The sequence below is a fragment of the Francisella sp. XLW-1 genome (assembly GCF_008711455.1).
GTDB classification, from domain to species: Bacteria; Pseudomonadota; Gammaproteobacteria; order Francisellales; family Francisellaceae; genus Francisella; species Francisella salimarina.
The window spans coordinates 260,317-284,055 of sequence record NZ_VXKP01000001.1 but is presented as its reverse complement, the minus strand read 5'-3'; the positions used below and the strand labels follow the sequence as shown (position 1 = coordinate 284,055).

Here is a 23,739-nt window from a genome sequence, read left to right as displayed (position 1 = left end):
TATTGCAAAATAATTGTAAAAACCTAACATCAAAATGATTTCACTAATAGTGGCTTATGATAAAAACCTCGGGATAGGCAAAGAGAATACATTAGCTTGGAAACTTTCTGAAGATCTTAAAAACTTTAAAAAGATAACTGAGGATAATTATATAGTAATGGGAAGAAAAACCTTTGAATCAATTGGTCGCCCACTCCCTAACCGTAAAAATATCATACTAACTAGAGATAAAGACTACAAGCAGGACAAATGTTTAATAATTAACAGTGTTCAAGAAATCCTAAACTTCGCGCAATCAAAACCTCATTATGAGATTTTTGTAATTGGTGGTGCTCAGATTTATGAGGAATTTTTGCAATATGCCGATAGACTATATATAACTGAAGTCGACACAGAAATGAGTGATCTTGATGCTTTCTTCCCTAAGTGGGATAAATCTAAATACAAACGCATAGGCCATAAACAATTCAAAAAAGATGACAAAAACGAGTTTGACTTCTCATTTGCCGTGTATGAAAAAACCTCTATCTAATCTTCGACAAATAAAGCTGTCGATAGGTATCTCTCGGCACTAGACGCAAAGATAACTACTATCAATTTATTCTCATTCTCTATACGTTGTGCTATTTCAATTGCCGCTTTCAATGCTGCACCTGATGAGATACCAGCAGGCACACCCTCTTCACGCGCCACTAAACGAGCATACTCTAAAGCATCCACATCACTAACTGTAACAATATCATCGATCACAGATGTATTTAGAATCTCTGGAACAAAGCCAGCACCTATACCTTGAATTTTATGCGGACCAGATTTACCACCGGATAAAACAGGACTAGATGTAGGTTCCACAGCCACTGCCTTAAAGCTAGATTTCTTATGCTTGAGAACTTCGGCAACACCTGTAATGGTACCACCCGTACCTACACCTGCAACTAAAATATCAATCTCACCATCAGTATCTTGCCAGATTTCCAAGGCTGTTGAAGCCCTGTGTGCTTCTGGGTTAGCTGGATTAGTAAACTGACCCAATATAACACTATCTTTTAATTCTTTTAACAAGTCATTGGCTTTGGCAATTGCTCCAGTCATACCCTCTGCCGCAGGAGTTAAGATAAGCTTGGCTCCAAAGTGTTGTATTAATTTTCGTCTTTCAACCGATACAGCCTCTGGCATAGTAATAATTAGATCATAACCTTTTGCAGCAGCAATAAATGCCAGTCCAATCCCGGTATTGCCTGACGTTGACTCTATCAAAGTTGTAGCACCAGGCTTTATATCGCCAACCTTTTCAGCATTTTCGATAAGATTCAGAGCTACCCTATCCTTTACAGATGAGAGCGGATTAAAAAACTCTAACTTAGCAATCAACTTGGCTTTTAAGTCAAACAACCTCTCAATTTTATGTAACCTAAGCAATGGAGTTTTACCAATAGTTTCACTGAAATTGTCAGATATATTCATAGCACAACCTTTTGATACTCTATACAAATAACAATTAATATTCTACCCTATTTAGATGGCTAAAACATCGATTTTATAATAGTATAATAAAACCACAACAACGCTTAGAGACACCATGATTAAACTAATACAATACTATCGAGATCAAGACCCTGCTGCTCCAAGCATTCTTGAGACAATATTTGCTTATCCTGGGTTACATGCAATATTGCTTCATAGACCCGCAAATCTACTATGGCGTTGTAAATTAAAATTTTTGGGCAGACTCCTGTCTCATATATCTAGATTTCTAACAGGAATCGAAATACATCCTGGGGCAACTATCGGCTCATACTGTTTCATTGATCATGGCATGGGTATTGTAATTGGTGAAACAGCAATAGTTGGAAATCATGTATCACTATATCATGGCGTAACTCTTGGTTCATCTGGAAATCCAAAGCTGAGATACACAAAACGTCACCCAACAGTTGAAGATGAAGTAATAATTGGAGCTGGTGCTAAAATCTTAGGTGATATAACTATTGGCAAACACTGCAGAGTATCGCCAAACAGTGTAATAACTGAAAGTATGGAGCCATATACTACGGCATTACCAGCACAATCAAAAATAACTCCCTCAAATAAATATCATCTCTAATTTAAAACACTCAACCCAAGTGTATTATTTTCACAGAATCAGTCAATATCGAAGACATCGAACATCCTCCACTTACGAGTGCTCTTATCCTCTGTATATTTATCAGCAGCTGCAGTCCAAAAACCAACCCCCACAAACTGATCATCTTTTATTGCTTGAAGCTCTGGCTTTAATTTGCTAGGGTGTTTATATCCAACAGCCGAATGTTCCATCGCTGGATTACCAGGCTTTAATATTACAATTTTAACATCGTTCGGTAACTCTTCTTTTATATATTTAAAATTATCCAACTCTGTTTTTTCACCTAAATCGTCATTATTATAAGCTTGAGGCATAACCACATCAAACAAAGAATGTCCTTGATTATCTTTCAAAACAACAACATCCATAAATGGAGCTGTTGCACCCGCCCATCCAATAGGTTTTTTTAAATGTGGTGCTGCTGTCACAAAAAAACCATAAGGAAATTCACTAGATCTCTGTTGTGCCAAATCTTTCATTTTTGATATTACTGGCTGCAACAATTCAGCACTAGAATTAGCATCTTTCTCTAAATCGAAATCTATACCATCAAGATGGTGCTCTGCTAAAAAATTCACAATATTATTTGCAACTAAATCAACCTGAGAAACATCAGGCTTCCACTGATTCTCCCATCCACCAGTAGAAACTAAAACTTTAGCTCCATCTCTGGAGTTATGAAAATCATCAACGGCACTTATAAAAGCTTGCTTATCAGTATATGGAGCATATCCACCATAGTTCCACTGATTGTCAAAAAAACCTACATTAGTCCCCTCAACCGTTAAAAAAGAAACAACTACAACATTATAATTATTTTCTGCCATTTCTCGGTATGATGGAGTTGTCTTATAATTTTCAGAAACATAGTTTAAGTTTTCAACATAACCAAGCTTTGTCTTTTGAGGCCAATCAACATTAGAACCAAATGCAAAAGCTGCTCCACAAAACAATAAAGACCCTATTATTTTTTTCATCATTATTTACCACACATTCCTATTAGTCTAAGTTAAAGTAGAATTAACTATTATATTAAGTTAACTTAAAAAAATCAAACTTTTATATACAAATAATTTAATATATTATAAATTATTGTTCTGATGTTCATATCAAAGATAACGCTAATAAACAGGATAAATATACAACCTACCCCCTCTTTCATAAATAGATCCAACTATATAATTTACTTATAAAGCCCTCTCCTCTTACTATATTTTATTTCTTTAATCTTCATAAACCATATCTATTGCATAGAGATAGTTGTACCACCTATACAAGCAATATTCATAGTAAGTTGTTACCGGACTGCAATATATAAACACATAATGAATAGCCCTAGAAAAATATAAGAGTCCTAAAAACTATAGTAATTAAGGAACACATTAGAAAAAGTTTTAAAAAAATCTCAAACCTTTTCTAATAGACATAAAAAAAGCCACTCAAGGTGGCTTTTTAAATTTGGCATCCCGTAGGGGATTCGAACCCCTGTTGCCGCCGTGAAAGGGCGGTGTCCTAGGCCTCTAGACGAACGGGACTTAAGACTTTTAATCACTGTCTTCAGCGATATGATGTGTATTATAATGACTTTCATAACTTAGTCAAGTCATTTTGTTAATATTTTTGCTTTTTTATGAATTACAAAGCTCTTTGATTGCTTTTTGCAGTCTGGACAACACTTTTTCTTTACTCAAAAGCTTCAGAGTAATACCAATATCAGGTGATTGTCCCGATCCTGTAATAGCAATACGTAATGGCATACCAACTTTACCCATACCAACTTCACACTGCTCTGCTGTTGATGCAACTACGTTATGCAAAGTATCTGGATCTTGCCATTGCTGAGTTTCCAAAGATTCGAAGTTTTCTAAAAGCTTAACAAATATATCACCTGTTGTCGCTTTAATATGCTTTTTAACAGCTTTTTCATCATAGGTAATATCATCACTATAAAAGTAGCTTGATTTTTCTGTAAGCTCTACTAGAGTGTCAACTTTTTCTGCCATAACAGCTACTAGATCTTGAAGCTCAGGGCCGTTAGCGATATCCAAACCAGCTTTGACAAAATGGTATTCAACTTCATCTCTGATATCTTCAAAGTTAGACTCTTTAATATAGTGTTTGTTTAACCATTTAAGTTTCTCAAAATCAAAACGTGATGGCGATGCACTGATGTGCTCCAAATTAAAGGATTCTATCATTTCATCTATAGAAAAAACCTCTTGATCCCCATGCGACCACCCAAGTCTAACTAAATAATTAAGTATAGCCTGAGGTAAATAACCATCTTCACGATACTGCATAACATTAACCGCGCCATGTCGCTTAGACAACTTTGCTCCATCTGGGCCAAGAATCATTGGCACATGTGCAAATACTGGGACATTAACATTTAAGGCTTTGTATATGTTGATTTGTTTAGGAGTATTATTAACATGATCATCTCCACGAATAATATGTGTAATACCCATATCCATATCATCAACAACCACACAAAAATTATAAGTAGGTGAACCATCTGCTCTTTGGATAATCATGTCATCAAGCTCTTGATTAGCAATTGAAATCCTACCCTTTACAGCATCATCCCAACTTACAACTCCATCAGTAGGATTTTTGAATCTAACTACAAAACTATCGCCCTCTTTTGGCACATAGCCTGTATCACGACATTTACCATCATAACCAGTTTTAAGATTATTTGCTTGCTGGTACTCTCTTAGCTCATCCAGCCTTTCTTTAGAACAATTACAATAATATGCCCTACCTTCTATTATCAATTGCTTAATAACTTCATGATATCTATCAAAACGCTTTGTCTGATAGTAAATTTCGCCATCATTTTCTAACCCAAGCCAGCTCATACCATCCAAAATCGCATCCACTGCTTCCTGAGTAGACCTTTCTAAATCAGTATCTTCGATTCTTAAGATAAAATTACCTTTTTTATTCTTAGCATAAAGCCAACTGAAAAGCGCTGTACGCACCCCCCCAACATGTAAAAAACCTGTTGGACTTGGTGCAAATCTTGTTGTGATCATATAATAAGTACCTTGAATATAAAATTGCTTAAAGATTAAACTAGAAATAGGTTTCTTGCAAGAGTTAGCAGATCGAATTAGGATACTGTTTTTGGAAAGAGTTATCCATTATATAATACCACCTTTTGTCATTTTGTATGGATCAACGGCTCGACTAAACTCCTCTTCAGACAAAAAACCAAGAGCTTTATTTGCCTCAGCTAACGATAAGTTGTTACTATCTGCATAATGCGCCATTTTAGAAGCTTTATCATAGCCTATCACTGGACTAAGAGCTGTAACAAGCATCAATGAGTTTTTGAGATAAGAATCTATTTTGTCATGATTTGGCATCATTCCTTCTAAAAGATATTTTGTAAAGTTCACACAACTATCTGAAATAATCTTAATCGATTGAATAATATTAAAAATAATCAAGGGCTTATAGACATTCATTTCAAGATATCCTGCAGAACCGCCGATACCAACAGCAACATCATAACCCATTACTTGAGCAGCAACCATTGCCATAGCTTCACATTGTGTAGGATTAACCTTTCCTGGCATAATTGATGATCCAGGCTCATTCTCAGGAATTAACAACTCATGAAACCCTGCTCTAGGGCCACAGCTTAATAGGCGAATGTCATTAGCAATCTTAAATAGTGAATTTGCTAAAGTTTTGAGCTGACCCATAATCGCAACTAAAGCGTCATGTGAACCTTGCACCTCGAATTTATTTGTGGCTGTAACAAATGGTAACCCAGTAATAGAAGCAATATGTTTTGCTACAATTTCAGCAAAACCATTAGGTGCATTTAAGCCAGTACCAACTGCTGTTCCACCGAGAGCTATCTCATATACACCTTTTAAAGATTCTTTGATTCTTTGAATATTTTTCTCAAGTAGCGCTGCATAGCCTGAAAATTCTTGTCCGAGAGTTAGCGGCACAGCATCTTGCATATGAGTTCTGCCAATCTTAGCGATAGCTCGCCAGTCATTGCTCTTTCTTTTTAGATCCTCATACATGTATTCGAGAGCTGGCAATAATTGCTTATTTATCTCAAAAGCCGTAGCGATATACATTGCACTTGGAAAGGCATCATTCGATGATTGTGACATATTGACATCATCATTTGGATGAATAGGATATTTACTACCCTTTTTGCCACCTAGTAGCTCAATCGCCCTGTTTGAAATAACCTCATTGACATTCATATTTGACTGCGTACCACTACCGGTCATCCAAACATGTAATGGAAAATGATTATCAAACTGGCCAGAAATTATCTCATCAGAAACTGTAACAATGATATCTTGCTTATTTGTAGGCAAAACACCTAGCTCATTATTGGTAATTGCCGCTGCTTTTTTGATAATGGCTAAAGCCTTGATAACTTCTATAGGCATCAAATCCTTACCTATAGAGAAATGCTCTATAGATCGCTGAGTTTGAGCACCCCAATAATATCTGTCATCAACTTTGACTTCCCCCATACTATCAGTTTCTATTCTATACAAAGCCATCACCCACAGTGAACATCTTGATAAATCTAAGATAACATCAATAACACTAAAAACAAACTTAACAAATAGCATAATAGATCACTATTGAATTTAGTAACTAAAGAATATTAAATATTGCTTATAAGCTAATTATGGATATCAGTTACCATGGAATTATTTGAATTTTTGATTGATCCTAACTACAAGTTACTATTAGTTATCCCTGTAGCAATACTCTATTATGCACTTAATTTTTTATTTGGTGAAACTGAGAAAGTAAATGTCTTTAGTCATCATAAGATAAAAGATATGGCTGAAATAATAGAGAAAATAAACTCTACTACAGACCCTATCGCTAGAGCAGCTTTGTATTTGCAATTTAAGATAGATCATAAAAACTTTCTCAAGCGTGAATTTGCAATAGCTCCACCGAGATTTAGAGATATTTACTTACTAAATAAACTTACTGAGTATCTTTCTTTTCAAGAAATAAAAAAATTAAACAAACTAAAAGCCGTTATTTTTGATAATAAAAACAATACTTTTTATATTACTCCAAGTTTAAAAATCCTAAGGAAAGTAATAACTAGTTTCATTACGTTTATACTTTTAACACTATTAGCATTTTTAGTGTTAATAGTCTTTGATAAAATCATCTATCTAAACTTTGAAATAAAAGGCAGTATAAAAATAATGAGATATTTCTATGAAACTATGATCTCAATATTTATGTTACTAATGTATATAAAAACTTTAAGATCAATTTCACTAATAATATTTCTAAAAAAAGATTTCCCAAAAATAATAACTAAGCTACCAGAAAACTTTAACTGGAAATGTCCTGTAAGGGTTAATTGCTAAATAACTTTAAGATGAGTCTATAACTCAAAAAACATTGTTGTATATTTTTGAATCAAATATACTGAGTTAATCTTTTGATAAAATTTTACTTTTTAATTATGAATATCGTCGAATATGCCAAAACTCGCTACACTACAAAAGCTTATGATCCAACAAAAAAGTTAAACTCTGAACAAATCCAACAAATAAAAGACTTGCTAAGATTCACACCGTCAAGTGTAAACTCACAGCCATGGCATTTTATCCTAGCAACATCTGATAAGGCAAAAGCCAAAATTTCAAAAGCTGCTGAAAATATACACCCAAAAAATGTAACAAATATTAAAGACTGTGCTTTGGCTATAGTGTTTTGCCTAAAAACTGATATCGATGATAAATATCTACAGCTACTTCTTGATCAAGAGCGTAAAGATGGTAGATTTCCTACTTCAGATTTTGAAAATATGCAAAGAGATGTACGCAAAAAATTTGCTCTAGCATACAAAGACAAACTACAAGAATTACAGATTTGGACAGAAAAGCAGCTTTATATTGCCCTTGGTAATATTCTATTAGGATTATCCGCACTGAAAATAGATGCTACGCCAATGGAAGGTATCGAAGCTAATATAATAGACGAAGAATTTAATCTAAGAGAAAAAGGTTATAAAACATCCGTGGTTGTAACTGTTGGTTATGCTTCAGAAGAAGATTTTAATGCTAAATTACCAAAATCTAGACTACCTGAAGATAAAATATTTACAGAAATTTAGCTTATTACATTAACACTACGGTTTTGATAAAAATATCATTATAGTTGAGAAAGCTTTTATGAAAAAAAATCTACTAAAAATCACATCTCTTGATGATATGCGTAAAATTTATCATCGTAGAGTCCCTAAAATGTTTGTTGATTACTGTGAATCAGGCTCATGGCAACAAAAAACTCTAGAGCATAATCAAAAAGATTTTGATAAATACTTTTTTAGGCAAAAAGTACTAACTGATATCCAACATCGATCATTAAAAACCAAAATTCTTGGACAAGAATACAGTATGCCTTTAGCATTTGCTCCAGTTGGTCTACTTGGAATGCAACATGCAGATGGCGAGATTCATGCTGCCAAAGCAGCTGAAGAATTTGGTATTCCTTTTACATTATCGACAATGTCTATCTGCTCTACAGAAGAAGTAGCTAAGCATACAACCAAACCTTTTTGGTTTCAGTTGTATATGATGAAAGATAGAAAGTTTATGGCAAATCTTATAGCAAGTGCAAAGCATGCTGGTTGTAGTGCCCTAGTACTAACTGCTGACCTACAAATGCTAGGTAACCGCCATGCCGATATAAAAAATGGCTTAACAGTACCTCCAAAACCTACTCTTAAAAATCTAATTAACCTAAGTACTAAAACATACTGGTGCTTGAATATGTTAAAAACCAAAAATAGAACCTTTGGTAATATTGCAAATCACGCTGAAAATAAAGGTGGTTTTGCATCTCTTGGTAAATGGACAAATGAACAATTTGATTTAAGCCTAAATTGGCAAGATGTCGAGTGGGTACAAAAACAATGGAATGGTCCAATGATTATCAAGGGGATTATGGGTACACAAGATGCTGTTATGGCGCAAAATACTGGTGCTGATGCAATAGTAGTCTCAAATCATGGCGGTCGCCAATTAGATGGAGCGCCTTCTAGCATATCTATGCTTGAAGAGATAGTTGATGCAGTAGATCCAAAGCTTGAAGTTCTAATTGATAGTGGTATTCGTAGCGGTCAAGATTTACTCAAAGCAAAAGCTCTCGGAGCTAAAGCTGGATTAATTGGTAGACCAATGGTTTACGGTCTTGGTGCTTATGGCGAACAAGGTGCTTACAGAGTACTTGAAATTTTCCATCAAGAAATGGATAAAACTATGGCATTTTGTGGTTTCACAGATATCAATAATGTAGATAAATCTATACTAGTAAAATAAGACTATCCCCTAACCTGCCCATTTCCTCTAATAATATATTTTAGAGTTGTAAGTTCATTGATACCCATTGGTCCTCTAGCATGAAGCTTCTGCGTACTAATACCAATCTCGCCGCCAAAACCAAATTCAGAACCATCTGTAAATCTAGTTGAAGCATTGGCATATACAGCTGCGGCATCTACTTCATTTAAGAAAATCTCTGTATTTGTATAATTTTCAGTAACTATACACTCTGAATGCATACTACCATGGGTATTAATATGCTCTATAGCTTCATTAATATTTGCCACTGTTTTGATAGAAAGTACTAAATCTAAATATTCAGTATCCCAATCTTCTGTAGTCGCTAGTGTAGCATTTTCTAGATATTTTAAACTCTCATTATTGGCTCTTAGTTCAACGTTGTATTTAGCAAGCTCTATTTCTAACTTAGGTAAGAATTTCTCCGCTATATTTTGATGAACTAAAAGAGTTTCTAAGGCATTGCAAACTCCAGGGCGCTGGGTTTTTGCGTTTATAACTATCTTTATAGCTTTATCTAAATCTGCAAACTCATCAATATAAGTGTGACAAATCCCCGCCCCTGTTTCTATCATTGGAACAGTAGCCTGCTGTTGGATAGCCTTTTTAAGACTTTTGCCACCTCTTGGAATTATCACATCAATATATTTATCTAGTGTTACTAACTCTGTTACACGCTCTCTAGCAACATCCTCGACTAGCTGTACTATATTTTTTGATAACCCATGCATTTCACATACCTCTTGGAAAATATTTTTCAAAGCAATATTTGTATGCAAAGCATCAGAACCACCTCTAAGGATAATAGCATTACCTGATTTTAATGCTAATGCTCCAGCATCTATAGTTACATTTGGGCGTGATTCAAAAATCATCGCAATTACACCTAATGGCACTCTAGCTTGAGAGATTGTCATTCCTTTAGGGTGCTTAAAGCCTTTCTCAACCTTGCCTATAGGATCTGCAAAGTCAGCAATTTGTCTAACCCCTTGAGCCATAGATTCTATTCGTGCCGGAGTTAGTGTTAATCTATCAACAAATGCTTTTGATAAATTATTTTTTTTAGCATTATCTAGATCTTTTTGATTCTGTTGCAAAATATACTCAGCATTGTCTAACAATGATTTTTCTAACTGATGTAACACATTATTCTTAAACTCTGTATTTGCTTGAGCTAACTCTTTTGCAGCTTGCTTAGCATTTTTACCCATTTCTACGATAGATAAGCTCATCTAACACTCCTTTAAAAACATATTATCAACATGGACAACTTCATTATAATCACAATGCCCTAAAATATTAGCAATATCATAACTTTTATGTCCTTTGATTTTTGCTAAATCCTGTGATGAATAATTAACCAATCCAGTGGCTATTTCTTGAATATCTTCACTACAAACAATGACCGTAGCGCCCTTTTGAAAATCTCCATTAATTGAAATAATTCCACATGGTAAAAGGCTCTTGTTTTGTTTTAGCGCCGTAACAGCTCCTTTATCGATTATAATTTCTCCACGTTTGTGACTACTGTATGTTATCCAATGCTTTTTAGCTGTAATTTCTTTTTTGTTATTTTTTGTAAATAATGTCCCGATATCATGACCTAATATTATCTCCAAAAGAATTTTAGGATCTTCTCCGCTGGCAATAACCATATTAACACCACCAGCCACAGCAATCTCAGCCGCCTTAATCTTAGTAGCCATGCCTCCTGTACCAAATTTAGAACCCACGTCACCAGCCATAGCTCGAATATCATCTGAAATTTCTGGGATAATATTTAAAAGTTTTGCTGAGCTATCTATACGTGGATTTGCTGTATACAGACCATCAATATCCGAGAGAATAATCAATAAATCAGCATCTATTAAATTCGCAACTAATGCCGATAAAGTATCATTATCACCAACCTTAATCTCATCAACTACTACCGCATCATTTTCATTAACGATTGGGGTAACTCCCTTTGCCAATAAAGCTGAAAAAGCATTTCGTGCATTTAGGTATCTTTCTCTATTAGCAACATCATCTTTTGTCAGAAGCAACTGAGCAATATTCTTACCATATTCAGAGAAAAGCTTTTGATATAAATGAGTCAAAGCCACTTGCCCTACTGCTGCTACAGCTTGCTTCTCAGGTAGAGTTTTTGGCTTTTGTTGCAGCCCTAACTTACCCATACCCGCACCAACAGCTCCTGATGTTACAAGTATTACTTCATAGCCTTGATTATGAAGGTCTGATAACTGTCTAATTAGCTTTTCTATTCGATAAATATTTAGTAAGCCTGTTTGATGAGTTAGAGTACTAGTCCCAACTTTTACAACTATTCTCTTAACTGCATTTAATAGCTCTTTTCTTTGCATATTTTTTGATAATTCATTAGCAATTTGAAACAAGTTTATACTAGCTTATGAGTTTATTTAATCATTTAAATACGTATTTGAAAAAATTATGATTTAAAGTCTAAAAGAATACCTAAAATATCTATATCTGCCATTCACCACTTTTGTATTTCGTAATAACCTCTAATACAGCTGGTGCAACGAACTCAGTATCATCAAAGTCAAACCATTTGATTGCAGAAATTTCAGCACACGGCTTAATTTCTTGATTAATATCGGCTGTAAAACACTCTAAAGATACCGTTGTGGTTCTATCATGATTATCCGTAGTTATGTTCCCCAAATAACGCATATCATCTGCTGTAAGCTCCAGACTTAACTCTTCTTTCAGCTCTCTTACAATAGTTTGGATGGGTGTTTCATTTTGCTCAATTTTGCCACCTGCTTGATACCAAATAGTATTATCTCTAGTTCTAGTCAAAAGAATTTTATTATCTTTGATAGCGACAAAAGCTGCTACATGGATCATTAATTTACTTCCCTAGCCATTTAAATGATTTTTTAAGAAAGTCTACAGCATTTGTTTCAATATTTTTACCATGAACAACAATTATTCTCTTAGGTTGCCAAGCCAAGATTCTCTCAAAACACTCTCTAGCCTGTTTTTTACCAAAAAAGAATGACATTCACCAATCTATAGGAGTTTTACCGTTTGGAGCAACTATACCTGATAACTTAGCTATCATGCCTTTAAATCCTGTAAAGTAGTTCTCATCAAAATTCTCTATAAGATCTGTAAGTATCAAAGTTTTAGATGGCTTGTGAAAGAACACAACCTCTTGCATTACCCTACTACCTTTAAATATTAGCTGGTCAATTTCATCTTGCCACTCAGGTTCTGGAGAATCTTTTAAATCGGCTTTAAAGTTAATATCTTTTCTTTTTTCTCTAAGATCTGGTGAAGCATATACCTCGGCATTAGGATAAAGCTCTAACCAATCTTGTAAAAATAGATGATGAATTTTATTTGGGGAGATTAGATACTTAATATTACCAAGCTTTGATACTTCTTGCATTAACTCATTATTTGGCTTAATTGGGAGTGAATAAATAAATCATTATTCTCAAGCCTTATAATCGTCATTCTTGTCGTATACGGAAGACCAAAAAAAGGAACGGCTCCACCATCTACAACCCAGATATTTTCAGCAAGTTGATTCAACATAATCTTATGCTAGACAGTGAAATATGAAATGAGTCAAAAAATATTGAATAAAATATAAAACAGCGACGGTAACTATCATCGGTATTATCAAAAACTTTTTATTTTCATCAAATACAGCAAAAATAATAGCAAAAATAATACTAAGCACTCCCGAAATCTTAATAGCCCCATATATTGACATCCAAACAAAACCATAAGATTTTAGAACACTATAAACATGCTCTGATGCTGCAAAGCTTACTGCTAAATAACCAACAAAAAGACCAGCAACAAACCAAAATATTGCTGTAAACAAGTTTTTCAAAACATAGTCAAGCAATACAAAAGATTTTTTCATATCTACAAATTCCCAATTTAAAATATCATGCAAATAAAATTGTTTTAAGATTAAACTAGAAATTTGATGGTTTCAAGACAGTTATTTAATAAGCTCTTATTCATTAGTACAAAACTAAAGTAATAATTATAGAAAATTATCAAAATAAGCATATAAATATATACTCTGCATACCAAATAGTTTTAAATGTTTATTTATATGTTTTTATAAATTTGAGGAGTTGCCAATGTCATTTTATTCGATCCAAAATGAACTAGTAGAAAACTATAGGTCTGAAGTTGAGCTTAAGTATAAGATGCTAAACGGTCTTTTTTTGAGTACTCCTCTTGATAAAGAACACAATGCGAATGCAATGTTAGCTACATTTGCTAATATCTGTAAAGATCTCATTGAAAATGCTAAAGACCCAATAGAGACTATTGAAAATCTATATCCTGAAATGTCAGAAGAGCAAAAGCTTCAAATCTTTGTCAAATTCATACGCTATATTGAACGACAAACAGTCTTGATAGATGCTCTTGAAGAAGCTGCTTATGCCAAAACACATGATTTAAATGGTGAGTATAGTATCACAAGGCTAGCTAGAAGAGTCGAACGACACGATAAACAAAACGCTCTAAGTAGAGCCTTACAAGAGTATAAAACAAGACTTGTACTCACAGCTCATCCTACGCAATTTTATGCAAAATTAGTATTACCGATTATCCATGATCTAAAAAAGGCGATTATCGACAATGATATAAATAAAATTCAGGATATTTTCCTACAAATGGGAAAAACTAAATTCAGCAATAAAACTAAACCAACACCTGAAGATGAGGCTGTTTCGATAATATGGTATTTAAATAATATTTTTTATAATGTGATTCCAAAAATCCAACATAAACTAACTAATGATAATACTAATATTGAAATTGGATTTTGGCCAGGTGGAGACCGTGATGGTAACCCTTTTGTGACAGCAAGTGTTACCAAAAAAGTTTCTAAACACTTAAGAACAAATGTATTAAATAGCTACAATAAAGACCTAAAGAGATTAATCAAAAAACTTACTTTTGAAAATGTCCATGAAGAGCTTACAAAAATACGCAAAAGACTAAAAACTAATAAATATACTAACGCACAAACATTCTTGGATAATTTAGTCAAAGTAAAAAATGTCGTAGATAGTGAATATGACTCTTTGTTTGTCGATAAACTAGATAATCTTATCCTAAAGGTCAAAATTTTTGGCTTTCATTTTGCTAAATTGGATATTCGTCAAAATGCCAAAATACATAATCAGTTTTTTAATAAACTTTTTAGTGAGAACTATAACCTTGACTATCAAGCACTCAGTGACTCCGAGAAAGTCAAACACCTTGTCGAACTTGCTAAACAAAAATCTTTTAAAGAACTAGAAGTCAACAGCGATCTAGCTAAAGAACTTCTAGAGACTATTGAAGTGATACAGTATATTCAGCAACAAAATGGTTACGATGCTATTCAAAGATATATCATAAGTAATGCTGACTCTACTGTAAGTATCTTAGAGGTTTTGACAATATTTAAACTTTTTAACAAAGATATAGATACTAATAGTAAAATAAAAATTGAAGTAGTACCTTTATTTGAGACTATGGAGGATCTCAAAAATTCGACAAAGATCCTTGATGAACTACTCAAAATACAGCTCTATACAGACAATCTCAAAGCATGGCAAAATACTCAAACTATTATGCTCGGGTTCTCTGATGGTACCAAAGATGGTGGTTATTTCATGGCTAACTGGTCTATCCTCGAGGCAAAAAGAGCCCTGAGCAAATACCTTAGCTCAAAAGGTATCAAACCAATATTTTTTGATGGTCGTGGTGGCCCTCCTTCACGTGGAGGTGGAGATATGTTCCTATTCTACAAAGGACTATCTAATGTTGTCTCAAACCACGATGTACAGATAACTATCCAAGGACAAAGTATCTCTTCAAAATTTGGTAATACCAATAGCGCTCAATATAATCTTGAGCAAATTTTGACATCTGGCTTATATGGCAAACTAAACTTACACAATGCACATAGACTTAACCCTACAGAAACTTCTCTTATAAATGAGCTAGGAAAACTATCTTTCGATACCTATATAAATCTAAAAAATCATCCGCAATTTATTGACTATATTACCAAAATCACTCCTTTGAAATATATTAGTGAAATGAATGTCGGATCTCGCCCCGCTAAAAGAAACTCTAGCGATAAATTTAAACTAGATGATCTTCGAGCTATACCTTATGGTGCTGCTTGGACGCAAATGAGACAGAGTATCTTGGCATTTTATGGCTTAGGGACAGCTATAAGTACCGTAGTAACAAAAGATAACGACAATCTAACCGCACTACAAAAAATATATAAACGCTCACTTATAATCAAAGGAATATTTGATAATGCCCTACAAAGTATCGCTCAAACAAATTTCAATATTACAAAGCATATAAGTAAAGATCCTAAGTACAGTGCCTTTTGGCAACAATTGTTCGATGAGCATCAATTAGCTAAAAAATATCTGTTAGCTGTAACTGAAAAAGATGAGAACTTCTTGCATGCAAATCCTGTCAAAGAGAGATCTATCAAAATGAGAGATGATATAACTCTACCTCTGGTTATATTACAGCAATATGCGTTAGACTGTCTAAGAAAGAACCCTAATCATAGGCATAAAAAGCTTCTAAAAACTATAATCAAAAAATCTCTAGCAGCTAATATAAATGCTAATCAGAATTCTATATAAAAGTAATGATTTAATTAAAGATCTTCCATTTTAAATTCACTTCTTTCAATAAACATAAGTTTATACTTCTATCATAAATAAAAATTAATTTGATCAAGAGTAAGAATTAACTGTAATGATCTAGTCATATTAAAATCTTCCTCACTGGCATATCCATGCAATACTGAATGTCGTGATAAATCAACATCCCCAGTCTCTAAATTAAAATTCTTAAATACAACCTTATTTAAATAATCATAAAACTCTCTCGGATACGCTAAAGAATTAGGACATGAATATTTAATATCAGCTTTTTCCTGAATATATTCGACCAACTCTTTAAATTTTGGTTTTCTTCCATTTTGATTAAAATAGTCGATACCGACAATACCTTCAATTATTGGATACAGAGTACTTAAACAACTAATATAATTCCCCTCTAAAAAGCAATTTATCCCAGCTTCTATAAACTTTTTCTTTGCGGAAAATTGTTCTTTTTGCCACCAATTATTTGTAAGCGATAATATTTTGTTACTATCAAATTTCTTGGCAACTAATTCCTGTAAAAAGTAGTTCCGTTTAGAAGCTTCTTTTTCACTTTGATATAACTTTATAATCTCATTAAATTCAGAATTTATTAGTTTGATAAAAGGAAACCATCCATCTTCAATAATGATATTAAAATTCTCATCCTTATTTAAGAAGGATATTTGCTCATGAAAATAAAGTTCTTTATAACAACTTCCAATTTCTTTACCTAAAGAACTCTTATTAATTCTTTTAGTCAGATTATAAAATATCCCAAATCTAAAGCCCTCTCTAAATATAAAAATAATTTTATCTGTTTCTTCAGGGGTTAAGTCTGTTATCGAGTCTTTAAAAAAGACTTCAGAAATATCAAAAATATCGTTACTAAAAACTGCTGTTCCTTTTTCTGTAGTCGTCTTTAAATTGACTGCTTGAGTAATAGGAGGATTGAGATATAAATCGGCACTATTATCTTCATGTATGATCACTAAGCATTTATTAAGTGATGCACTACTTAAACTAAGCAAACTACAAAATCGATTTGCAATAGTATCAAACCCATCCTCATACGAAGTTATAAATGCTCTCTGAGAAAGCTTGACTCTTTCTCCTTTTATTGCTGAACTTATAGTAATTCCATCAATTTCAACTTTATCAAGTCTTCTATAATTATATATCTTTTTTAATTCTTCATTCACTTACCCCAAAGCCTCTTTCTTCTCAAGCGTTTTGGCATAAAGCTCTTGATACTTAGCCAACTTTTCTTGCTCTGCAGCAACTACAGCCTCTGGAGCATTTGAGACAAATCTTTCATTAGAAAGTTTCTTCTCAACCCTTGCAACTTCGCCTTTTAGCTTGTCTAGTTCTTTATCTAATCTTGCTTTTTCAGCTTCAATATCAACCAAACCTGCTAATGGAATATTTAGCTCAAGCCCTTCAACGATTTGCGATAAAGATGTTGGAGGATTATCATTAAACTCAATATTATTTATTCTAGCTAACGCTTTTATAAAGCCTTCTGTTTGAGCTAAGTATTCTCTGTCCTTATCGGCAACATCTTTGACTATTAGAGAAATCTCTAAAGATGGCTTAATACCTACTTCGCTACGCATATTTCTTAGAGTTGTCACAACATTTTGTAACCATACGATAGCTTTTTCAGCTTCTGGAGCTTCTAAATCTTGAGTAGCTACAGGATAAGATACATCCATAATAGCATCTTTAGCATCATTTAAGTGTGCTTTTAACTGCTGATAAATACTCTCAGTGATAAATGGTATAAGCGGATGCGCTAAAGCTAAGATATTTTCCAAAACTTTAGTAAGTGTATATTTAACACCATTTTTTTGCTTCTCAGATAATGAATTATCTTTTAAAGCAACTTTTGCAAACTCAACATACCAGTCACAATAGTTATTCCATACAAGATCATAAATAGTATTTGCTACCAAATCAAAACGATAATTTGCAAGATGCCTATGTACATCCGCAGTAGCAGTGTTTAACACACTCCAAATCCACTTATCGGCCACACCTAACTCATAGTTATCACAAACTTTATAATCATCAAGATTCATCATTACAAATCTTGAAGCATTCCAAAGCTTGTTACAGAAATTACGATACCCTTCAACTCTCGCCGTATCAAAGCTGATATCACGTGATGTAGAAGCTAGTGCTGCATAAGTAAATCTCACCGCATCTGAGCCATAAGCACTTATACCTTCAGGGAATTCTTTTTTAGTGGCTTTCTCAATTTTAGCTTTCATTTGTGGCTGCATTAGACCAGTAGTTCTCTTTTTCAGAAGCTCATCTAATGAAATACCATCTATCAAATCTACAGGATCCAATACATTACCTTTAGACTTTGACATTTTCTGTCCTTCGCTATCACGAATAAGTCCTGTGATATAAATATCTCTAAATGGCACATCATTCATAAAATACATGCCAAACATCATCATTCTAGCAACCCAGAAGAAGATAATATCAAAACCAGTTACAAGTACGCTTGTTGGATAGTATTTTGCTAACTCAGGAGTTTTCTCAGGCCAACCTAATGTACTAAATGGCCATAATGCAGAAGAGAACCAAGTATCAAATACATCCTCATCCTGCTTGATAGTGACATCTTCAGCCAAATTATATTTAGCTCTAACATCTGCCTCATCTTCGCCGACATAAGCATTACCTGCTTCATCATACCAAGCTGGAATTCTATGACCCCACCATAATTGGCGTGATACACACCAGTCTTGAATATCTCTCATCCACGCAAAATAGGTATTTTTCCAGTTATCTGGAACAAATCTTACATCACCCTTTTCAACTGCTTCTATAGCTGGTTTTGCTAGCACATCAGCTTTAACAAACCATTGCTTAGTCAAATATGGCTCAAGAATTTCTCCTGTTCTATCTCCAGTTGGCACTTTTAGCGCATGTGGTTCTATCTTATCTAAAAGACCTAAAGCTTTCATATCAGCAACTATTTGCTTACGTGCTTCAAATCTGTCTAAACCTTGATATTTTGATGGCACATTTGTATTTAATGTCGCATCATCAGTTAAAATATTTAGCATTGGCAAATCATGTCTTTTACCCATTTCATAGTCATTAAAATCATGAGCAGGAGTAATCTTGACACAACCTGTTCCAAAGTCTTTTTCGACATAATCATCAGCGATAATTGGAATCTGTCTATCTGTAAGTGGTAGATTTATCATCTTACCAACTAAGTGAGTGTATCTTTCATCTTCTGGATGAACTGCAACAGCCATATCACCAAGCATTGTCTCAGGACGAGTCGTTGCTATTATAATCTTCTCATCACTATCAGCTACAGGATATACGAAATGCCAAAGAGAACCCTGCTTATCTACTTGAGCCACCTCAAGATCTGAAACAGCTGTCTTTAATTTAGGGTCCCAATTTACTAATCTCTCGCCACGGTATGCTAAGCCATCTTCGTATAATTTGATAAAGCACTTCTTAACCGCATCAGATAAACCATCATCCATTGTAAATCTCTCACGATCCCAATCTGGAGAAGCTCCTATTCTACGCATCTGTGATGTAATAGTGCCACCTGATAGCTCTTTCCATTCCCAAATTTTGCTTACAAAATTTTCACGTCCTAAATCATGTCTTGAGATACCTTGAGCATTTAACTGTCTCTCTACAACCATTTGCGTAGCAATACCCGCATGATCGGTACCAGGTTGCCAAAGTGTATCTTTGCCAGACATACGATTATAACGGATTAAAATATCCATTAACGACATCTGGAAACCATGCCCCATATGCAAAGTACCTGTTACATTTGGTGGAGGTAGCATGATTGTATAAGTATCTTTTGAGTCAGTATTACCACACGCAAATTTGCCTGAAGCTTCCCAATTTTGATAATTAGACTGTTCTATTTCTTTTGGATTATAGTTTTTATTCATTTCTTGAGTCATTTATAATGCCTAAATATATAAGTTTATAGAAAAAATTAATGCTGATAATTTTAACAAAGTTCTTTAGAAAGTACTATTAGTCACTAGTTAAATAATACTAAGGTTTATCATCAATAAGCTAGCTATGTCCAATAGCATCACTAACTATCTTTGGTAGTAGTTATTTCTAAATTTGAGTTCTTATAGTAAACATACTTCTTACGCGAAGCCTGCAAAGCTCTATCTTCCTGATAAACAAACTCTTTTAACTCTTTGATTTTTACTCGTTGAGGATCAACTGCTACTTCCATAATATTAATCAAAACATCATAACCTGAAGTGATAAATAAATTATCTGTAATAAGAATCGGAACATTTTTATATTGATTATATTCTCTAGCAGTTATAGCACAATGATGCGGTATAAAAGAATCTTGACCATCTTGCCACAAATCATCATCAAGTTGTTTTGCAATACCTGTAGGAGCAAGAACTGCTATTGTTTTGCGTTCGTTATACTCTTTGATAACTGTAGTAATCAACACTTCTAGCATTTGGTTAATATCTGGCGTTTGTAAAACTCTAAACTCTACTTTCATCACAAATATTACCACTCCAAAAATTACAATTTAGCTATCTACCAAAATACACAACCATAATAATACAAATAGAATCTATAGACAAATGGCTAGATACTATTTATCTACTGAGTCTGATTTTATAAAGACCCCTGAAGTATAGCTATTACTCCTAAAATCATCATAACTAGTATACGAAGAAAGCTCCACTTTATCAGCTGATTCTAGTCTTAATACATAATATCCTTTCGACCAATCAATATCATAATTAGCAATAGCAGATACCGCTTTTTTAGATGCTACACTATCTCCATATAGCACTAGTTTATATGGTCCAATATCACAAAATGTTGGTGAACAATTTCCCTTTAGACTAATCAAAGAATTGCCTTTAGCATCGGTAGTTATTTCAAACTTAACTATAGATTGAGTATTTTTATCCACAGTAGTCCAAGTCCCGAGGAAATTAGAATAATCTAACTTTTTATCTTTTGCATAAAGACTAAAAGGTAGTAGCATCACGGTCAAACAAAAGATTAATTTAGCTTTATGAAACATACCTTCTTATACTCTCTATTTGAGTTATGCTTAATTACTGTACCTAAAGACTGATTTTAACCTATTGATAAAGTCACCACCTAAGACAAAAAAACTAGCCACAAAAATAATATCTCCACTAAACAAGACAAGCATCATATTTAGCTGTCCAACTTGGTTAATCTTGTCAAAAATTAGTATCATCTCAAGCAATAATGTTGGGTATACCAAACTAGCAAAGAACATTACTAAACCAATGCTATGCCTTGTACGACTAATCGGCTTGTGTGTTGTAAAAGCTGATTTAAAAATTGTCTTAATCGCTGACTTTATCGTATCAATTATTACTTTACCTAGTAGCATAACTGATATTAGAAAAATTCCCTCCGCACTAACAAGCAAAATTGATGAAATCGCCAAATAGCTAGATGTAGATAACCCCAAAAAAGGCATTATGCAAAAAACTACAACATAAGGCACAAATGATAAGATAAATAACAACAATCCTAAATAATATTTCCAATCTTTTGTCATGTTTCCTACCTATTCATACAAACCTTTAATTAGTGTATCAGATTTAGATTTAGTATTTTTTGTTGTACTTTTAATCAAACTTAACAGTTCTTGGTAATTACTAAAACTTTTTCCGGCATATATGCTCGCATTTAACGACTTTAATTGCTCTTTTAATTGTGGGAATATCTCAGCAACCTCTAATAATGAAAAGAGTTGCTTATCACTTTTTGTATTAGCCCAACCAATAATTGCTTTTTGAAGCTGTATATTATCTTTATTAGCACATGCTTTTTTAATATCTTTTATGCTTGCAGGATTTTTATCATCTGTAACAAACTTTTCTTCAGTTATATTTTTAGCTTTTCGAGTTAGTTTACACTTTATGAGTAGCATAAATGTAATCAGCCATAATACAAAAATCCCTATAGCCACATTTCGCCAAAAAGTATCTTCAATAACCTTTTTAATAACTTGTGGTGCAGTTTGACTACCTACATTAAAACTTGTACTAGGTATAGTGCCTTTTTTGACATCAAATGTTTTTGCAGCTATTGTCGCAAGTTGTGACTTGCTATTATCAATATCAAACCATTTCAATGTAACAGCAGGAACTGTTGTTTTACCTTGCTTAATAGGCATATAGCCAATCTTATAAGTCGCTGTACTTATTAGCTGACCACCTTGCTCGACATCCTCGAGTACTGGTTTCTCAGGGTAAACATTAAAAGCATCAGAAGATTTAAATTCTAATTTTGGAATATCTTCGCTTAAAACGCCTTTTGCCTTAATAGTTACAGTCCTAGTTAGTAGTTCTCCCTCTTTTATGGTATCCCCTGCTGACCAGTTATCACTAATCTTAACATCTGAAGCAGGGAACCAGTCCTTAATCGCTATTTTTTGAGGAATTGGTTTAATTCTTAAAAACTTGGCATCCGTAGAAAAGCTCTTAACCCTAGTTCCTAGTTGCCCAAATCTATTCGGAATAGTTGCTTGCATTGCGATAGGTGGAATAGCAATAGTTCCGGTTCTATGTGGGATTATCAAAAAACTTTCTTCAACAACATCATACATTTTGCCATTAATACGCTTTTGATAAGTTCTTCTATGATTGGTTTGTTTTATTTCAGAGTTTTTTATATCAAAATTTCTAGGATCCAGACTCAAAATAGGTGTCGAATAATACAACTTCAAAGTATACAACACAGGCACATTAACATAAGTTTCGTTTGTGGCTAATGTGCCTATGGCAAATATATCTTGATAGTTACTTGCCTCTTCACTTGAAAGTTTTTTATCTACTTTTATAGAGATTGGCTTAGTGGACTCGTTACCAACTTTAATTGATGGTATTGTCAAATTACCTGATCTATTTGGCATAAGAGTAACAATCATCTCAAATTGTGAGCTTGATTTACCATTTATAACAGTAGTCTTACTGCTGGTACTAGTGTTATAAACTGTAAAATCTTTATCTAAAACATCTAGGTCAGGCTGAGTGTCAAAATCATCTAGATGGAGTATTAGCTCAAAAGTTTCTCCATACTCAAGATGAGTATTATCGACACTAGCTGTGACATTAGCATAACTAATATTCAATCCAGCGATTAACAGCAAAAGTATACTTACTAATTTCAATAATTTAGTTCTCACGCTTATCTCCTATCATCCTCTGGTAGTCACGTGCAAATTTATTTTTAAGAAGTCCTCCAGGATTACTGTCTATCGCAGCTAATAGCTTACTAGCCTCTTTATCATTTAGTTCTTGTTGGCGCTGATCTTCTGCGGCTGACTGCTCAGGATTATCTTTATTATCTTTATTATCTTTATTATCTTTATTATCTTTATTATCTTTATTATCTTTATTATCTTTATTATCTTTATTATCTTTATTGTCTTTATTGTCTTTATTGTCTTTATTGTCTTTATTGTCTTTATTGTCTTTATTGTCTTTATTGTCTTTATTGTCTTTATTGTCTTTATTGTCTTTATTGTCTTTATTGTCTTTATTGT

Annotated in this window: 23 protein-coding genes, 1 tRNA gene and 1 pseudogene; 6 read left to right on the top strand and 19 right to left on the bottom strand. The window is 33.5% G+C overall.

Going from position 1 to position 23,739, the window contains the following annotated elements; translation table 11 throughout:
* The first annotated feature begins 34 nt into the window (after nt 1-34).
* On the top strand, nt 35-532 hold the full coding sequence (locus F3D59_RS01405; protein ID WP_150463525.1) for a dihydrofolate reductase: 498 nt from the start codon (nt 35-37) through the stop codon (nt 530-532).
* Here the strand turns inward: F3D59_RS01405 and cysK are convergent.
* Nucleotides 529-1,464: a cysteine synthase A gene (gene cysK / locus F3D59_RS01400; RefSeq protein WP_150463524.1), complete on the bottom strand. Its 936-nt coding sequence runs from the start codon at nt 1,462-1,464 to the stop codon at nt 529-531. The genes F3D59_RS01405 and cysK overlap by 4 nt on opposite strands.
* A 115-nt stretch (nt 1,465-1,579) precedes the next feature.
* On the opposite strand from cysK, the gene epsC reads away from it, so the two are divergent.
* Nucleotides 1,580-2,104, top strand: a complete 525-nt coding sequence (gene epsC / locus F3D59_RS01395) for a serine O-acetyltransferase EpsC (RefSeq protein ID WP_150463523.1) — start codon at nt 1,580-1,582, stop codon at nt 2,102-2,104.
* A 38-nt stretch (nt 2,105-2,142) separates the two neighbouring features.
* Here the strand turns inward: epsC and F3D59_RS01390 are convergent, their stop codons facing one another.
* From F3D59_RS01390 to fumC, 4 genes are all read right to left on the bottom strand, one after another.
* Nucleotides 2,143-3,102, bottom strand: coding sequence for a glycosyl hydrolase family 18 protein (locus F3D59_RS01390; protein ID WP_191092412.1), 960 nt, complete (start codon nt 3,100-3,102; stop codon nt 2,143-2,145).
* Nucleotides 3,103-3,584: 482 nt separating this feature from the next.
* Nucleotides 3,585-3,660, bottom strand: a tRNA-Glu gene (locus F3D59_RS01385).
* A 93-nt stretch (nt 3,661-3,753) separates the two neighbouring features.
* Nucleotides 3,754-5,163, bottom strand: a complete 1,410-nt coding sequence (gene gltX, locus F3D59_RS01380) for a glutamate--tRNA ligase (RefSeq protein WP_150463521.1) — start codon at nt 5,161-5,163, stop codon at nt 3,754-3,756.
* 108 nt (nt 5,164-5,271) lie between these two features.
* Entirely contained in the window at nt 5,272-6,663 is a 1,392-nt protein-coding gene (gene fumC, locus F3D59_RS01375; protein WP_150463679.1) for a class II fumarate hydratase, read from the bottom strand.
* Nucleotides 6,664-6,816: 153 nt separating this feature from the next.
* On the opposite strand from fumC, the gene F3D59_RS01370 reads away from it, so the two are divergent.
* From F3D59_RS01370 to F3D59_RS01360, 3 genes are all read left to right on the top strand, one after another.
* Complete coding sequence (locus tag F3D59_RS01370; RefSeq protein WP_146421713.1) at nt 6,817-7,509, top strand: hypothetical protein; 693 nt, start codon at nt 6,817-6,819, stop codon at nt 7,507-7,509.
* A gap of 98 nt (nt 7,510-7,607) precedes the next feature.
* Nucleotides 7,608-8,261, top strand: coding sequence for an oxygen-insensitive NAD(P)H nitroreductase (gene nfsB / locus F3D59_RS01365; RefSeq protein WP_150463520.1), 654 nt, complete (start codon nt 7,608-7,610; stop codon nt 8,259-8,261).
* A 58-nt stretch (nt 8,262-8,319) separates the two neighbouring features.
* Nucleotides 8,320-9,468, top strand: coding sequence for an alpha-hydroxy acid oxidase (locus F3D59_RS01360; protein WP_150463519.1), 1,149 nt, complete (start codon nt 8,320-8,322; stop codon nt 9,466-9,468).
* A 2-nt stretch (nt 9,469-9,470) separates the two neighbouring features.
* Here F3D59_RS01360 and F3D59_RS01355 read toward each other — a convergent pair whose 3' ends face one another.
* The 7 genes from F3D59_RS01355 to F3D59_RS01335 form a co-directional block, all read right to left on the bottom strand.
* Nucleotides 9,471-10,721 (bottom strand): glutamate-5-semialdehyde dehydrogenase, encoded by a 1,251-nt coding sequence (locus F3D59_RS01355; RefSeq protein ID WP_150463518.1) that lies wholly within the window; start codon nt 10,719-10,721, stop codon nt 9,471-9,473.
* Complete coding sequence (proB, locus tag F3D59_RS01350; protein WP_150463517.1) at nt 10,722-11,852, bottom strand: glutamate 5-kinase; 1,131 nt, start codon at nt 11,850-11,852, stop codon at nt 10,722-10,724.
* Between the two features lie 121 nt (nt 11,853-11,973).
* Nucleotides 11,974-12,360 (bottom strand): NUDIX hydrolase, encoded by a 387-nt coding sequence (locus tag F3D59_RS01345; protein ID WP_150463516.1) that lies wholly within the window; start codon nt 12,358-12,360, stop codon nt 11,974-11,976.
* 4 nt (nt 12,361-12,364) lie between these two features.
* A complete protein-coding gene (locus F3D59_RS10050) occupies nt 12,365-12,517 on the bottom strand; it encodes a hypothetical protein (protein WP_224721124.1) in 153 nt (50 codons plus the stop codon).
* Nucleotides 12,518-12,907 (bottom strand): DUF4336 domain-containing protein, encoded by a 390-nt coding sequence (locus F3D59_RS10045; RefSeq protein ID WP_263477948.1) that lies wholly within the window; start codon nt 12,905-12,907, stop codon nt 12,518-12,520.
* Nucleotides 12,907-13,056: a hypothetical protein gene (locus F3D59_RS10040; RefSeq protein WP_224721123.1), complete on the bottom strand. Its 150-nt coding sequence runs from the start codon at nt 13,054-13,056 to the stop codon at nt 12,907-12,909. Before F3D59_RS10040 ends, F3D59_RS10045 begins: the two co-directional genes overlap by 1 nt.
* 4 nt (nt 13,057-13,060) lie before the next feature.
* Complete coding sequence (locus F3D59_RS01335) at nt 13,061-13,393, bottom strand: hypothetical protein (RefSeq protein ID WP_150463515.1); 333 nt, start codon at nt 13,391-13,393, stop codon at nt 13,061-13,063.
* Nucleotides 13,394-13,619: 226 nt separating this feature from the next.
* On the opposite strand from F3D59_RS01335, the gene F3D59_RS01330 reads away from it, so the two are divergent.
* A complete protein-coding gene (locus F3D59_RS01330; RefSeq protein WP_150463514.1) occupies nt 13,620-16,154 on the top strand; it encodes a phosphoenolpyruvate carboxylase in 2,535 nt (844 codons plus the stop codon).
* A gap of 71 nt (nt 16,155-16,225) precedes the next feature.
* Here F3D59_RS01330 and F3D59_RS01325 read toward each other — a convergent pair whose 3' ends face one another.
* The 7 genes and pseudogenes from F3D59_RS01325 to F3D59_RS10035 form a co-directional block, all read right to left on the bottom strand.
* Nucleotides 16,226-17,359: a hypothetical protein gene (locus F3D59_RS01325; RefSeq protein WP_150463513.1), complete on the bottom strand. Its 1,134-nt coding sequence runs from the start codon at nt 17,357-17,359 to the stop codon at nt 16,226-16,228.
* Nucleotides 17,360-20,119 (bottom strand): valine--tRNA ligase, encoded by a 2,760-nt coding sequence (locus tag F3D59_RS01320; protein ID WP_150463512.1) that lies wholly within the window; start codon nt 20,117-20,119, stop codon nt 17,360-17,362.
* 140 nt (nt 20,120-20,259) lie between these two features.
* Nucleotides 20,260-20,697, bottom strand: coding sequence for a DNA polymerase III subunit chi (locus tag F3D59_RS01315; RefSeq protein WP_146421705.1), 438 nt, complete (start codon nt 20,695-20,697; stop codon nt 20,260-20,262).
* A 96-nt stretch (nt 20,698-20,793) separates the two neighbouring features.
* On the bottom strand, nt 20,794-21,234 hold the full coding sequence (locus F3D59_RS01310; protein WP_150463511.1) for a hypothetical protein: 441 nt from the start codon (nt 21,232-21,234) through the stop codon (nt 20,794-20,796).
* A 30-nt stretch (nt 21,235-21,264) separates the two neighbouring features.
* Entirely contained in the window at nt 21,265-21,747 is a 483-nt protein-coding gene (locus F3D59_RS01305) for a transporter suffix domain-containing protein (RefSeq protein WP_150463510.1), read from the bottom strand.
* 9 nt (nt 21,748-21,756) lie between these two features.
* Nucleotides 21,757-23,379 (bottom strand): BatD family protein, encoded by a 1,623-nt coding sequence (locus tag F3D59_RS01300; RefSeq protein ID WP_150463509.1) that lies wholly within the window; start codon nt 23,377-23,379, stop codon nt 21,757-21,759.
* Nucleotides 23,369-23,739: pseudogene (locus F3D59_RS10035) on the bottom strand (hypothetical protein); the annotation flags it as partial. The pseudogene F3D59_RS10035 and the gene F3D59_RS01300, both read right to left, overlap by 11 nt.

Excerpts from the sequence above, each read along its gene's own strand:
- F3D59_RS01405 (WP_150463525.1), top strand. The coding sequence starts at position 35 with ATGATTTCACTAATAGTGGCTTATGATAAAAACCTCGGGATAGGCAAA.
- cysK (WP_150463524.1), bottom strand. The coding sequence starts at position 1,464 with ATGAATATATCTGACAATTTCAGTGAAACTATTGGTAAAACTCCATTG.
- epsC (WP_150463523.1), top strand. The coding sequence starts at position 1,580 with ATGATTAAACTAATACAATACTATCGAGATCAAGACCCTGCTGCTCCA.
- F3D59_RS01390 (WP_191092412.1), bottom strand. The coding sequence starts at position 3,102 with ATGAAAAAAATAATAGGGTCTTTATTGTTTTGTGGAGCAGCTTTTGCA.
- gltX (WP_150463521.1), bottom strand. The coding sequence starts at position 5,163 with ATGATCACAACAAGATTTGCACCAAGTCCAACAGGTTTTTTACATGTT.
- F3D59_RS01370 (WP_146421713.1), top strand. The coding sequence starts at position 6,817 with ATGGAATTATTTGAATTTTTGATTGATCCTAACTACAAGTTACTATTA.
- nfsB (WP_150463520.1), top strand. The coding sequence starts at position 7,608 with ATGAATATCGTCGAATATGCCAAAACTCGCTACACTACAAAAGCTTAT.
- F3D59_RS01360 (WP_150463519.1), top strand. The coding sequence starts at position 8,320 with ATGAAAAAAAATCTACTAAAAATCACATCTCTTGATGATATGCGTAAA.
- F3D59_RS01355 (WP_150463518.1), bottom strand. The coding sequence starts at position 10,721 with ATGAGCTTATCTATCGTAGAAATGGGTAAAAATGCTAAGCAAGCTGCA.
- proB (WP_150463517.1), bottom strand. The coding sequence starts at position 11,852 with ATGCAAAGAAAAGAGCTATTAAATGCAGTTAAGAGAATAGTTGTAAAA.
- F3D59_RS01345 (WP_150463516.1), bottom strand. The coding sequence starts at position 12,360 with ATGATCCATGTAGCAGCTTTTGTCGCTATCAAAGATAATAAAATTCTT.
- F3D59_RS10050 (WP_224721124.1), bottom strand. The coding sequence starts at position 12,517 with ATGTCATTCTTTTTTGGTAAAAAACAGGCTAGAGAGTGTTTTGAGAGA.
- F3D59_RS10045 (WP_263477948.1), bottom strand. The coding sequence starts at position 12,907 with ATGCAAGAAGTATCAAAGCTTGGTAATATTAAGTATCTAATCTCCCCA.
- F3D59_RS10040 (WP_224721123.1), bottom strand. The coding sequence starts at position 13,056 with ATGTTGAATCAACTTGCTGAAAATATCTGGGTTGTAGATGGTGGAGCC.
- F3D59_RS01335 (WP_150463515.1), bottom strand. The coding sequence starts at position 13,393 with ATGAAAAAATCTTTTGTATTGCTTGACTATGTTTTGAAAAACTTGTTT.
- F3D59_RS01330 (WP_150463514.1), top strand. The coding sequence starts at position 13,620 with ATGTCATTTTATTCGATCCAAAATGAACTAGTAGAAAACTATAGGTCT.
- F3D59_RS01320 (WP_150463512.1), bottom strand. The coding sequence starts at position 20,119 with ATGACTCAAGAAATGAATAAAAACTATAATCCAAAAGAAATAGAACAG.
- F3D59_RS01315 (WP_146421705.1), bottom strand. The coding sequence starts at position 20,697 with ATGAAAGTAGAGTTTAGAGTTTTACAAACGCCAGATATTAACCAAATG.
- F3D59_RS01310 (WP_150463511.1), bottom strand. The coding sequence starts at position 21,234 with ATGTTTCATAAAGCTAAATTAATCTTTTGTTTGACCGTGATGCTACTA.
- F3D59_RS01305 (WP_150463510.1), bottom strand. The coding sequence starts at position 21,747 with ATGACAAAAGATTGGAAATATTATTTAGGATTGTTGTTATTTATCTTA.